The organism is Clostridium sp. D53t1_180928_C8 (assembly GCF_015667795.1).
GTDB lineage: Bacteria > Bacillota > Clostridia > Clostridiales > Clostridiaceae > Clostridium.
Genome location: NZ_JADPEL010000031.1, coordinates 1 through 12484, shown reverse-complemented (window position 1 = coordinate 12484; position 12484 = coordinate 1). Strand labels below are relative to the sequence as shown.

12 protein-coding genes are annotated in these 12484 nt (G+C 29.5%); 10 read left to right on the top strand and 2 right to left on the bottom strand.

What is annotated here, in order from left to right:
• Positions 1 to 15: 15 nt before the first annotated feature.
• The 8 genes from I4V51_RS14925 to I4V51_RS14890 all read left to right on the top strand — a co-directional run bounded on the left by I4V51_RS14925 (position 16) and on the right by I4V51_RS14890 (position 8797).
• Positions 16 to 534, top strand: a complete 519-nt coding sequence (locus I4V51_RS14925; RefSeq protein WP_195989231.1) for an adenine phosphoribosyltransferase — start codon at positions 16 to 18, stop codon at positions 532 to 534.
• 127 nt (positions 535 to 661) lie between these two features.
• Complete coding sequence (locus I4V51_RS14920; RefSeq protein ID WP_195989230.1) at positions 662 to 2845, top strand: bifunctional (p)ppGpp synthetase/guanosine-3',5'-bis(diphosphate) 3'-pyrophosphohydrolase; 2184 nt, start codon at positions 662 to 664, stop codon at positions 2843 to 2845.
• A 52-nt stretch (positions 2846 to 2897) separates the two neighbouring features.
• A complete protein-coding gene (gene dtd / locus I4V51_RS14915; RefSeq protein WP_195989229.1) occupies positions 2898 to 3347 on the top strand; it encodes a D-aminoacyl-tRNA deacylase in 450 nt (149 codons plus the stop codon).
• Between the two features lie 32 nt (positions 3348 to 3379).
• Entirely contained in the window at positions 3380 to 3997 is a 618-nt protein-coding gene (locus I4V51_RS14910; protein WP_195989228.1) for an MBL fold metallo-hydrolase, read from the top strand.
• Positions 3998 to 4011: 14 nt separating this feature from the next.
• The gene (locus I4V51_RS14905) at positions 4012 to 5445 is read left to right on the top strand and encodes a coproporphyrinogen III oxidase (protein ID WP_195989227.1); all 1434 of its coding nucleotides are present in this window, start codon (positions 4012 to 4014) and stop codon (positions 5443 to 5445) included.
• 4 nt (positions 5446 to 5449) lie between these two features.
• The gene (hisS, locus tag I4V51_RS14900) at positions 5450 to 6697 is read left to right on the top strand and encodes a histidine--tRNA ligase (protein WP_195989226.1); all 1248 of its coding nucleotides are present in this window, start codon (positions 5450 to 5452) and stop codon (positions 6695 to 6697) included.
• A gap of 18 nt (positions 6698 to 6715) precedes the next feature.
• Complete coding sequence (aspS, locus tag I4V51_RS14895) at positions 6716 to 8503, top strand: aspartate--tRNA ligase (protein ID WP_195989225.1); 1788 nt, start codon at positions 6716 to 6718, stop codon at positions 8501 to 8503.
• A gap of 150 nt (positions 8504 to 8653) precedes the next feature.
• Positions 8654 to 8797, top strand: a complete 144-nt coding sequence (locus I4V51_RS14890) for a hypothetical protein (RefSeq protein WP_195989255.1) — start codon at positions 8654 to 8656, stop codon at positions 8795 to 8797.
• A 62-nt stretch (positions 8798 to 8859) separates the two neighbouring features.
• Here the strand turns inward: I4V51_RS14890 and I4V51_RS14885 are convergent, their stop codons facing one another.
• Complete coding sequence (locus I4V51_RS14885; protein ID WP_195989224.1) at positions 8860 to 9318, bottom strand: threonine/serine exporter family protein; 459 nt, start codon at positions 9316 to 9318, stop codon at positions 8860 to 8862.
• A gap of 1 nt (position 9319) precedes the next feature.
• Entirely contained in the window at positions 9320 to 10078 is a 759-nt protein-coding gene (locus I4V51_RS14880) for a threonine/serine exporter family protein (protein WP_195989223.1), read from the bottom strand.
• A gap of 141 nt (positions 10079 to 10219) precedes the next feature.
• Between I4V51_RS14880 and glyA the strand changes: the two genes are divergently transcribed.
• Both glyA and xth read left to right on the top strand, forming a co-directional pair.
• The gene (glyA, locus tag I4V51_RS14875; protein WP_195989222.1) at positions 10220 to 11455 is read left to right on the top strand and encodes a serine hydroxymethyltransferase; all 1236 of its coding nucleotides are present in this window, start codon (positions 10220 to 10222) and stop codon (positions 11453 to 11455) included.
• 182 nt (positions 11456 to 11637) lie between these two features.
• Positions 11638 to 12390: an exodeoxyribonuclease III gene (xth, locus tag I4V51_RS14870; protein WP_195989221.1), complete on the top strand. Its 753-nt coding sequence runs from the start codon at positions 11638 to 11640 to the stop codon at positions 12388 to 12390.
• The last annotated feature ends 94 nt before the right edge of the window (positions 12391 to 12484 follow it).

The window sequence follows — 12484 nt, the reverse complement described above, 5'->3', positions numbered from 1 at the left end:
TATGGAGGATTTGTTATGGATCTAAAAAAAAGCATAAGAATAGTGGAAGATTTTCCGAAAAAGGGAATTAGTTTTAAGGATATAACTACTTTAGTAGCAGATGGAGAAGCTTTTAAGTACTCAATAGATGCAATTGCTGAACATCTTAAAGATAAAAATGTAGATATTATATTAGGACCTGAAGCAAGAGGATTTATATTTGGAGTACCTGTTGCATATGCTTTAGGAGTTGGATTTGTACCAGTTAGAAAAAAAGGAAAATTACCTTTTGAAACAGTATCAGTTAGTTATGATTTAGAGTACGGTACAGATGTATTAGAAATTCATAAGGATGCAATTAAGAAGGGGCAAAGAGTAGCTATAGTTGATGATTTACTTGCTACAGGAGGAACTATTGAGGCTGTAACTAGACTTGTAGAAGCTGCAGGTGGTGAAGTTGTTGCTTTAGATTTTGCAATTGAATTAACCGAATTAAACGGAAGAGATAAATTAAAGGGATACGAAGTAATGTCACTTGTTCAATACGATATTTAATTTATTGAAATGCCTAAAATTTTAATATATAATTAGTGTAAGGTGGCTGGTTGATTTAACCAGCCATTGATTTTAACTTAGATTATAAAAAAAGTATAATATTTGAAAATTTAAAGGGAGGATCTGAATGGTTGAGGTATTGATACAAAAAATAAAGGAAAATTGCACAAATGTTGACCTAGATGTTGTCAATAAAGCATTTAACCTAGCGTTTGAAGCTCATAAGGAACAAAAAAGAGAATCTGGAGAACCTTATATAATTCATCCTATTGATGTAGCTATAATTTTGGCTGAATTAGGTATGGATACAAGTACCATAGTTGCAGGATTACTCCATGATGTTATAGAAGATACTGACTATACATATGAAGATATTAAAAATATTTTCAATGAAGAAATAGCTAATCTAGTTAGCGGAGTTACTAAAATTACTAAAATGGAGTATAAGTCCAAGGAAGAACAACAAGCAGATAATTTTAGAAAAATGTTATTAGCTATGGCAAATGATATAAGAGTAATTATAATTAAATTAGCTGATAGACTACATAATATGAGAACCCTAAAATATATGCCAAAAGAAAAACAAAAAAGAATTTCGAAAGAAACCTTAGACATATATGCACCACTTGCACATAGATTAGGGATTTCGAAGGTAAAATGGGAGCTTGAAGACTTATGCTTTAGATATTTACATGAAGAAGAATATTATGATTTAGTAAATCAAATAGCAGAAAAGAGAGTTGAAAGAGAAACTTACATTGCAAAAATAATTGAAGATTTATATGGAAAACTTGAAGAGGCTGGAATTGATTCAGATATAGATGGTCGTCCTAAGCATTTTTATAGCATTTATAGAAAAATGGTTACTAAAAATAAGAGTATAGAACAAATATTTGACTTAACTGCTATAAGAATACTTGTGAATTCAGTAAAAGATTGTTATGAAGTATTAGGGATAGTACACACTATATATAAGCCTATACCAGGAAGATTTAAAGATTATATCGCAATGCCAAAACCTAATATGTATCAATCTTTACATACAACAGTTATAGGTCCACAAGGAAAGACATTTGAAATTCAAATAAGAACTTTTGAGATGCATAAAACTGCAGAATATGGTATAGCTGCACATTGGAAATATAAAGAAGGAGATACTTCTGATAATAAAGAAAAGTCATTTGAAAATAAATTAGTATGGCTTAGAGATATGCTTGAATGGCAAAAGGAAACTTCTGATGCAGAAGAGTTCATGGAAGGCTTTAAAATTAATCTGTTTACAGATGAAATTTTCTTGTTCACTCCAAAGGGGGTAGTTATAGATTTACCAAATGGTGCAACCCCTATAGATTTTGCTTACAGAATACATACAGATATTGGGAATAAATGTGTTGGTGCTAAGGTCAACGGTAAGATAGTTCCACTTGACTATCAACTTAAAACTGGGCAAATAGTTGAAATATTAACATCTAATAATTCAAAAGGTCCTAATATGGATTGGCTTAGCATCGCTAAAAGTAATCAAGCAAAAAGTAAAATAAGAGCTTGGTTTAAAAAAGCTAAAAAAGAAGAAAATATTACAAAGGGAAAAGAAGTTTTTGAAAGAGAATTAAAAAAACAAGGGGTTCACTATGCTGATATTGCCAAGGGTGAAGGTTATGATAAAGTTATAAAAAGATATAATATAAATTGTATGGATGATTTATATGCTTTAATTGGATTTGGATCTATTGTAGCATCTTCATTTATTTCTAAATTAAAAGAAGAAAATCTATATAAAGATGAAAAGGTTAAAGAAGAAACTTTAAATAAGGCTATTGAAGAAAATATATCTAAAACTGGAAAACGAAAAAAAGAAAATAATTATGGTGTTACAGTTAAAGGTGAAGATAATTTAATGGTCAGATTTGCTAAATGTTGTAATCCAGTGCCAGGAGATGATATTTTAGGATATATAACAAAGGGACGTGGAGTATCTATTCATAGAAAAGATTGTAGTAATTTACAAACTTTAATTGAAGAAGATCCGCAAAAGGTTGTGGATGTGGCATGGGGAACTGCTAAAGGCGTTGCTTATATGGCAGAGATTCAAGTTAAAGCAGAAGATAGATCCGGAGTGCTTTCTGATATAATGAATGTTATAATGGAAAGTAAGTTAGCTCTTAATGCATTAAATGCCAAAAGTGCTAAAAGTAATTTAGCATATATTAATATAAAGGTTAAAATAGATACCATAGAGCAATTAAAGGAATTAATGAGAAAAGTAAGAAAATTAAATGGCGTTATGGATGTTTATAGAATGAATAACTAAATTATAACTTCTAAGTTTAAAGTTGAAGTTTGTATTAAAGGATGGATATAAAATGAGGGCAGTAGTACAAAGAGTAACTTATTCTAGCGTTGAAGTTGATGGTGCTATTGTAGGTGAAATTAACAAAGGGTTTAATGTTCTTTTAGGTATTTCAAAAGAAGATACTGAAGAAGATATGAAATATATTAAAGATAAGATAATTAACCTTAGAATCTTTAGTGATGAAAATGATAAAATGAATTTATCTTTGTTAGATATTCAAGGGGAATTATTATTAATATCACAATTTACACTATATGGTGATGCAAGAAAAGGTAGAAGGCCTAACTTTATGAATGCTTTAGGTGGAGAAGAAGCTAAAAGTTTTTATGATAAGTTTGTTGAAATGATGAAAGAAACTGGATTAAAAGTTGAAACTGGTATTTTCGGAGCTGACATGAAGGTTGATATTAAAAATGATGGTCCAGTAACTATTTTACTAGATAGTAGCAAAGATTTTTAGATAGTTATGAGATAAATTTGCGAGGTGAAAATATGATTATAAAAACATATCCTATAGGAATTTATGAAGAAAATATTTATGTTTTAATAGATGAAAAATCAAAAGACGCTTGTATCGTAGATCCAGGAGGAAATGCAGGCTTATTAATTAAAAATATAGAAGAGTTAGGATGTAATATTAAATATATTTTACTAACGCATGGTCATTTTGATCATGTAGAAGCTTTGAATGAAGTTGTAGATAAATTTAAAGCACCTATATATATGAATGAAAATGAAGTTCATTTTATGAAAACTGATAGAACAGTTTTTGGAAATTTACCAAAAGAATATAATCTTGTAAAAGAGGGAGATACTTTACCATTTGCTGATGGTGAAATAAAATGTATTCATACACCAGGTCATACAAAAGGTGGAATGTGCTATCTTTATAAAGATGCTATGTTTACTGGAGATACTTTATTTAAGGGGTCAGTAGGTAGAAGTGACTTTATAGGTGGAGATTTCAATGAATTAATACAATCAATAAAAACAAAATTGATGATTTTAGATAAGGATATAAAAATATATCCTGGACATATGGAATCATCTACTATTGGATATGAAAAACTAAGAAATCCATTCTTACAAGATGAGTTTGAGATTTTCTAATAAAAGGAGAAGTCATGGAAATAAAAATTAAATTAAATGACATGAAATACAGATATGACGTATATCAAATGTTTAATATTTATTTTCCATTAGATGAAATTAAATTTTTAGATGATGGAGATTATATTGTTAATATTTTAGATAATAAAGTAGAGTTTATTAATAATACTTATTATAAAGAAGCTAAAATATCTGAAAATATTAAAGAAGACATTAAAAGATTAGTATTTTCTTCATTAAAAGATATTACAAAAGAAGAATATCCATGGGGAATTTTAGTTGGTATTAGACCATCTAAAATTGCACTTAAATATTTACAAGAAGGAAAAACTGAAGAAGAAATTATAGAAATATTTGATAAAAAGCATTTAGCATCTGCAGAAAAAGCAAAACTTTGTATAGAGATTGCTAAAACAGAAGTAAGCTTTGTAAATAATACTTCTAAAAATATAGCTATTTACATTGGAATGGCATTTTGCCCTACAAGATGTTTTTATTGTTCCTTTGCAGCTAATCCAATAATGGGAAATAAAAAATTAGTTAGTCCATATTTAGAAGCATTAATATATGAAATTAGAGAAATGAAAAGGTATGTTAATGAAAGAAATTTAAATATTGAAACTGTATACTTTGGTGGAGGAACACCTACAGCTGTTAGTAATGAAGAGTTTGAAATTGTTATGCAAGAAGCTTATGATGCATTTGTTAAAGGGAAAGACTTAAAGGAGTTTACGGTAGAATGTGGAAGGCCTGATAGTATAACTAAAGAAAAACTTGAAACAATGAAGAAATTTGATGTAACAAGAATTAGTATAAATCCTCAAAGTATGAATGATAATACTTTAAAAATGATAGGAAGAGGCCATAATTCTTTTGATGTAATAGAGAAATTTAATTTAGCAAGAAGTATGGGCTTTAATGATATTAATATGGATATGATTATAGGTCTTCCTGGTGAAGGAATAAAAGAAGTTCTTCATACAAAGGAAGAAATATTAAAGTTACATCCAGATAGCTTAACTGTTCATGGATTATCTTTAAAAAGAGCATCAATTCTTTATGAGAATTTTATTCTTAAAAAGGGTATTCAAGTGAAGAAACAAAGTGAATTAGCAGAGATGTATGAAGAAAGCAGAAATTTAGCTAAAGAGTTAGGATTACATCCATATTATATGTATCGTCAAAAAAATATGGTTGGAAATATGGAGAACTTAGGTTATTCTAGAAAAGGTGCAGAATGTATTTATAATATTCAAATGATAGAAGATAAGCAAACTATTATTGCTTTAGGTGCAGATGCTGTTTCTAAAGTTGTTTTCTTAGATGAAGGAAGAATAGAAAGATTTGCAAATATAAAGGATATTAGAGAATACTGTAGTAGAATAGAAGAAATGGTAGAGGGAAAGAAAAAACTATTAGACACCCTTTACTTAAAAGAGGAGGAATAATTAAATGGAAATGCAAGCTCCAAAGGGAACGAAGGATATGCTACCACAAGATGCTTATAAATGGCATTTTGTTGAACAAACATTTAGAGATGTTGCAAAATATTATGGGATGAGAGAAATTAGGACTCCTATGTTTGAACATACTGAATTATTTGCAAGAGGTGTTGGTGATACAACTGATATAGTTCAAAAAGAAATGTATACTTTCAATGACAAAGGTAATAGAAGTATTACATTAAAGCCAGAAGGAACAGCAGGAGCTGGAAGAGCTTTTATTGAAAGTAGATTATTTAATGAAGCACAACCAACTAAGCTTTATTACATAACTCCGTGTTTTAGATATGAAAATGTGCAAAAAGGTAGATTTAGACAATTCCATCAGTTTGGAACAGAAGTATATGGTTCAAAAGAACCTTCTATGGATGCAGAAGTTATTGCTTTAGCAATGCAAGTTTTAAAAACTTTAGGACTGCAAAGCTTAAGTTTAAATATAAATAATTTAGGATGTCCAAGTTGCAGACCCAATTATAATGAAGCTTTAAAAAATTACCTAAAAGAAAATTATGATAATTTATGTCCGTTATGTCAATCAAGATTTGAAAAAAATCCTATGAGAATTTTAGATTGTAAAGAAAGAAAATGTAATGAAATTACTAAAAATGCGCCTATAATACTTGATTATATGTGTGAAGAGTGCGATACTCATTTTGATGCTGTTAAAAAGTATTTAACTGCTTTAAATATTCCATTCACAGTAGATCCAGGAATAGTGAGAGGATTAGATTATTACACTAAAACAATATTTGAAATCTTAAATGATGAATTTACTGTTTGTGGTGGAGGAAGATATGATAAGCTTATAGAACAATTAGGTGGACCTGAAATGCCAGCAGTTGGATTTGGTATGGGAATTGAAAGACTTATCATGATATTAGAAAAAGAAGGAATAGAAATTCCAAATGAAAATCTTTTTGATTTATATATTGGAGCTAGGGGAGATGATGCTAAATTTGAAGCATTTACTTTAGCTAATAAATTAAGAGAAGCTGGAATTAAAACAGAAGTTAATCATATGGGAAGAAGCGTAAAAGCTGAAATGAAATATGCCAATAAGATTGGTGCAGAATTTACAACAATTTTAGGTGATGACGAACTTCAAAATAAATCAATAAAGCTTAAGAGAATGAGCGATGGAGAAGTATTTGAAGTAAGTTTAGATAATATACAAGAAATAGCTAATGCTATTAAATAGTTAGGAGGAAGTTTACCAATGGGTGAGGCTTTAAATGGATTAAAAAGAACCATGATGTGTGGTGAACCTAGAGAAGCAAATGTAGGAGAAAAAATAACTCTTATGGGATGGGTTCAAAGAAATAGAAAACTTGGAGGTCTTCAATTTATAGATCTTAGAGATAGAACAGGAATTATGCAAATAGTTTTTGGTGAAGAGATTAATGCAGAAAGCTTTGAAAAAGCTAAAGCTGTAAGACCGGAATACTGTATTGCTGTAACTGGAGAAGTTGTTTTAAGAGAAGCTCCAAATAAGTCAATGGAAACTGGTATGGTAGAATTAAAATGTGAAAGCATAAAAGTTTTATCAGAGTCAGAAACTCCACCAATATACATTAAAGAAGGATTAGATGCAGCTGAAAATATAAGATTAAAATATAGATATTTAGATCTTAGAAGACCAGATATGCAAAAAATCTTTATGATAAGAAATAGAGCTACAAAGGCTGTTAGAGATTACCTTGATAATAATGGGTTCTTAGAAATAGAAACTCCTATATTAAATAAGAGTACTCCAGAAGGTGCTAGAGACTACTTAGTTCCATCAAGAAACTATCCTGGAATGTTCTATGCGCTTCCACAATCACCACAAATATTTAAGCAATTATTAATGGTATCAGGATTTGATAAATACTATCAAGTTGCTAAATGTTTCAGAGATGAAGATTTAAGAGCTAATAGACAACCAGAATTTACTCAAATAGACTTAGAAATGAGTTTTGTAGAGCAAGATGATATTATGGCTTTAAACGAAGGGTTAATTGCTCATGTATTTAAAGAAGTTTTAGGGCATGAAGTAAAGCTTCCAATTAAGAGAATGCCATTTAAAGAAGCTATGGAAAAATACGGTTCTGACAAACCAGATTTAAGATTTGGTATGGAAATTACTGATATTACAGAATGTGTTAAGGATATGGATTTTGTAGTGTTTAAATCTGCATTAGAAATTGGTGGAAGCGTAAGAGCATTATGTTTAAAAGGTGGAGCTGATTTAGGTAGAAAACCACTTGATAAATTAGTTGATTTTGTTAAAGGATACAAAGCAAAAGGTCTTGCTTGGATTCAAATTAAAGAAGATGGTGTTAAGTCTTCAATTGCTAAGTTCTTAACTGATGATGTTACAGACAACATAATTAAGACTATGGGAGCTGAAACTGGAGATGCAATACTTATAGTTGCAGATAAGAATTCAGTAGTATTCCAAAGCTTAGGTGCATTAAGATTAGAGCTTGCTAAGCAATTTGATTTAATTAAAGATAAAAATGAGTTTAACTTTACGTGGATTACTGAATTCCCATTATTTGAATATAATGAAGAAGAAGATAGGTATCATGCAGCTCACCATCCATTTACATCACCAATGGATGAAGATTTAGATATGCTTGAAAGCAATCCTGGAGCAGTTAGATCTAAGGCTTATGACTTAGTATTAAATGGTGAAGAATTAGGTGGAGGATCTATAAGAATACATGATTCTGCACTTCAAACAAGAATGTTTAAAGCATTAGGTTTTACTGAAGAGTCAGCACAAGAAAGATTTGGATTCTTAATAGATGCATTTAAATTTGGACCACCACCACATGGAGGATTAGCATTTGGTCTAGACAGAATGGTAATGTTCTTAGCTGGAACTGAAAATATCAAGGATGTTATTGCATTCCCTAAAAATCAAAATGCTTACTGTTATTTAAGTGAAGCGCCAAATGTTGTAGATCAAAAACAAATTGATGAATTAGGATTAGTTGTTAAGATTGAAGATAAAGAATAATAATATTCAAAAAAGAAGTTAGCAAAAGCTAGCTTCTTTTTTTGAATATTATGGAATATTTTTAAAGAATATTTGACAGGATAAAAAAGATCATTTTGATTAAAATAATAATGTAAGTACTCTATATATTTTTACTAAGGAGGAGTCACTATGAAAAACAAAATGATGAAAAAAATGAGTAGAAAAATGCATAAAGCTAAGATTAAGAATAGCATGTTAGTGGAAATGGCAGAGGATTTGAAAGATTTAATTCAAAATGCAAAAGCTTACAAGAAGCTAAAAGGTAAAAAATAATAGTATTTAATAAAATAAAAATAATCTCAACATAATTTGTTGAGATTATTTTTTATGTAAAGTTAATTTTGAGCATATTTTTTCATTTCTTTTTTTCGTTTAGCACTAAGAATTAATCTTGTTAGTGTAGAAACAAATAACACTCCTAATGCTAAAGTTCCAGCACTTGCCAGTGTATTTAATCCTAATTCTAATGATTTAGATATATTTCCTGAAATTGCTTCTCTCATAGTATAATACATACCACTACCAGGTACTAATGGAATTAATGCACAAACTACGAATGTTGTAACTGGTGTTTTAAAAATCCTAGCTAAAACTTCACTATATATGCTAAAAACTATAGATGAAATAAGTAATGAAGATATTTCAGATAATCCCATTTGTAAAGGTAATGAGTAAAAAAACCAACTTATAGCACCACCAAGTGCGGCAAAAAATATTTTTTTACCACGTATATTAAATGCAATACAAAATCCAAATGTAGCAAAAAAAGATACAAGTGTAACGAAAATAATCATTTTAAATACCTCCAAAGTTTGATATCCAGAAGCTTAAGACTGCACCAGTACCCACAGCTATAGATATTGCAACTAAAAATGCTTCAGCAGCCCTAATTATACCTGAAAGTAAATCTCCAGATATAGTATCTCTAATGGCATTTGTTATAGCGAGTCCTGGAACTAATAGCATTATAGCTCCGATAATAGTTTGATTAACTTGACTTGCAATGCCTAGTTTATAAAGAATTATTGCTAAAAGAGCTGCAATTCCACTACATATGCTATTTACAAAGAATAAGTTTATACCTATTTCAGACCATTTTACAGTAATATATTTAATTATTAAACCTATTAAAAATGCTGCAAAAACATCCTTAAGGGTTCCGCCAAAGAGAACGGAGAATGAACCAGCACCTAAGGCTGAAAATATTATAATAACAGGAAGGGGATAGATATCTTCCTTATTTATTTTAATTAATTCTTTTTTAAAATCAGTAACAGACAGTTTTTTTGATAATATACTTCTAGATAAATCATTTACTTTATCAATTTTATCTAAATTAACAGTTCTATTAGAAACACGGCGTGTCAAGGAGTATATTTTACCTTCATGACAAATTGAAGCCATAATTCCTGTTGGTGTTGCAAAACTTTCAGCTTCTTCAGCACCGTATATTTTGCAAATACGCCAGATCGTTTCTTCTACTCTATAAGTTTCGCCACCATTTTCCAAAATCATCTGCCCGGCAATCATTGCAACTTGAAGTATTTCATTCATAATACAAAACTCCTATTTTTTTTTAATTTTTTATGTATTATAACATAACATATAAGAAAAATGTATATTTATATTAAAAAGTAGTTGAATTAATTACAATTTATATTTATAATTTTATAAAAAGATAATTGGGGTGATTAAATGAATTTTAAAAATTTAAATATTGAGGACAAAGAAATTTGTAACTTAATGGAAAAAGAATTAAAAAGACAAAGAGAAGGGATAGAGCTTATTGCATCTGAGAATTTTGCATCAGAGGCTGTAATGGAAGCTATGGGATCTCATTTAACTAATAAGTATGCAGAAGGATATCCAAGCAAGCGTTATTATGGGGGTTGTGAAATAGTTGATGAGGTTGAAGAAATAGCTAGAAATAGGGCTAAGGAGCTTTTTGGAGCTGAACATGTTAATGTACAACCACATTCAGGATCACAGGCAAATATGGCTGTGTACTTTACTATATTAGAGCCAGGAGATACAGTGCTTGGGATGGACTTAAGTCATGGTGGTCACTTAACGCATGGGTCACCAGTAAATTTCTCTGGGAAATTATTCAATTTTGTTTCATATGGCGTTGATAGTGAAACTGAAACAATTAATTATGAAAAAGTAAGGGAGATTGCATTACAGCATAAACCTAAATTAATTGTTGCAGGAGCTAGTGCATATTCAAGAATTATAGATTTTAAAAAGTTTAAAGAAATTTGTGATGAAGTTGGAGCTTATTTCATGGTTGATATGGCACATATAGCTGGATTAGTAGCTGCAGGTGAGCATCCTTCACCAGTACCATATGCTGATTTTGTAACTTCTACAACACATAAAACTCTAAGAGGACCAAGAGGGGGATTAATTCTTTGTAAAGAAAAATATGCTAAAGCATTAGATAAAAACATATTCCCTGGAATGCAAGGTGGACCTCTTATGCATGTAATTGCGGCTAAAGCTGTATGCTTCAAAGAAGCATTAGATCCTAACTTTAAAACATATATGAAAAATGTAGTTTTAAATTGTAAAGTTTTAGGAGAAGAGTTGGTTAAGTATGGATTTAAATTAGTTTCTAATGGGACAGATAATCATTTAATACTTGTAGATTTAACTAATAAGGATATCACAGGTAAAGAAGCAGAAAATCTTTTAGATTCTATTGGAATTACTGTTAATAAAAACACAGTTCCAAATGAAACAAGAAGTCCTTTTGTTACATCAGGTGTAAGAATAGGAACGGCTGCAGTTACTACAAGAGGTTTTGATACAGAAGCTATGAAGGAAATAGCAACAATAATAAATGATGCTATAGAAAATAGAAATAGTGATTTAAATGTACTAAGAGAAAGAGTAAAAACACTTTGTGCTAAATACCCTTTATATAGTTAAGAATTAAGAGAGAAGAGGGAATATACTAGAAAAGATATAAGAAATATAAGAGAAAAGGTAGAGGTTTTAATAAGAACATAATTTCTACCTCTTCACTTTTAACCTTTACTTTTTATAAGTATTTATTACTTTTTCACTTTTACTTCTTCTCTATTACTTCACAAAATTATTGGAGGATAAGAATGAAGCTAATATCATGGAACGTAAATGGAATAAGAGCTTGTGTACAAAAAGGTTTTGTTGATTTTTTCAATGAAGTTGATGCAGATATTTTTTGTATACAAGAAAGTAAACTACAAGAAGGACAAATAAATCTTGAACTTGAGGGATACCATCAATATTGGAATTATGCTGAAAAGAAAGGATATAGTGGTACAGCTATATTCACTAAGAAAGAGCCGTTATCAGTTAGATATGGATTAGGAATTGAAGAACATGATAAAGAAGGAAGAGTAATTACATTAGAATTTGAGGACTTCTTTATGATTACAGTTTATACACCTAATTCACAAAATGAACTTGCAAGATTAGATTATAGAATGAAGTGGGAAGATGACTTTAAATGTTATTTAAAATCATTAGAAGAAAGTAAGCCTGTAATAGTTTGTGGAGATTTAAATGTTGCACATAAAGAAATAGATTTAAAGAATCCTAAAACTAATAGAAAAAATGCAGGATTTACTGATGAAGAAAGAGAAAAGTTTACGGCGCTATTAGAGGCAGGATTTATAGATACATTTAGATATTTCTATCCTGATTTAAAGGATATATATTCTTGGTGGTCATATAGGTTTAATGCAAGAAAAAATAATGCAGGATGGAGAATAGACTATTTTGTAGTATCAGAAAAATTAAAAGATAGATTAGAAGATGCTAAAATACATACTGAAATTTTAGGGTCAGATCATTGTCCTGTTGAATTAATTTTAAAATAAAAAATGGTGATAAGTTAAATAAAGATTATTTAACTTATCACCATTTTATTTTTAATATCAGAAAGTATTTCTTCTATAAAATCTTTAATTTGTA

Coding starts and splice junctions, on each gene's coding strand:
- I4V51_RS14925 (WP_195989231.1), top strand. CDS start 16: ATGGATCTAAAAAAAAGCATAAGAATAGTGGAAGATTTTCCGAAAAAG.
- I4V51_RS14920 (WP_195989230.1), top strand. CDS start 662: ATGGTTGAGGTATTGATACAAAAAATAAAGGAAAATTGCACAAATGTT.
- dtd (WP_195989229.1), top strand. CDS start 2,898: ATGAGGGCAGTAGTACAAAGAGTAACTTATTCTAGCGTTGAAGTTGAT.
- I4V51_RS14910 (WP_195989228.1), top strand. CDS start 3,380: ATGATTATAAAAACATATCCTATAGGAATTTATGAAGAAAATATTTAT.
- I4V51_RS14905 (WP_195989227.1), top strand. CDS start 4,012: ATGGAAATAAAAATTAAATTAAATGACATGAAATACAGATATGACGTA.
- hisS (WP_195989226.1), top strand. CDS start 5,450: ATGGAAATGCAAGCTCCAAAGGGAACGAAGGATATGCTACCACAAGAT.
- aspS (WP_195989225.1), top strand. CDS start 6,716: ATGGGTGAGGCTTTAAATGGATTAAAAAGAACCATGATGTGTGGTGAA.
- I4V51_RS14890 (WP_195989255.1), top strand. CDS start 8,654: ATGAAAAACAAAATGATGAAAAAAATGAGTAGAAAAATGCATAAAGCT.
- I4V51_RS14885 (WP_195989224.1), bottom strand. CDS start 9,318: ATGATTATTTTCGTTACACTTGTATCTTTTTTTGCTACATTTGGATTT.
- I4V51_RS14880 (WP_195989223.1), bottom strand. CDS start 10,078: ATGAATGAAATACTTCAAGTTGCAATGATTGCCGGGCAGATGATTTTG.
- glyA (WP_195989222.1), top strand. CDS start 10,220: ATGAATTTTAAAAATTTAAATATTGAGGACAAAGAAATTTGTAACTTA.
- xth (WP_195989221.1), top strand. CDS start 11,638: ATGAAGCTAATATCATGGAACGTAAATGGAATAAGAGCTTGTGTACAA.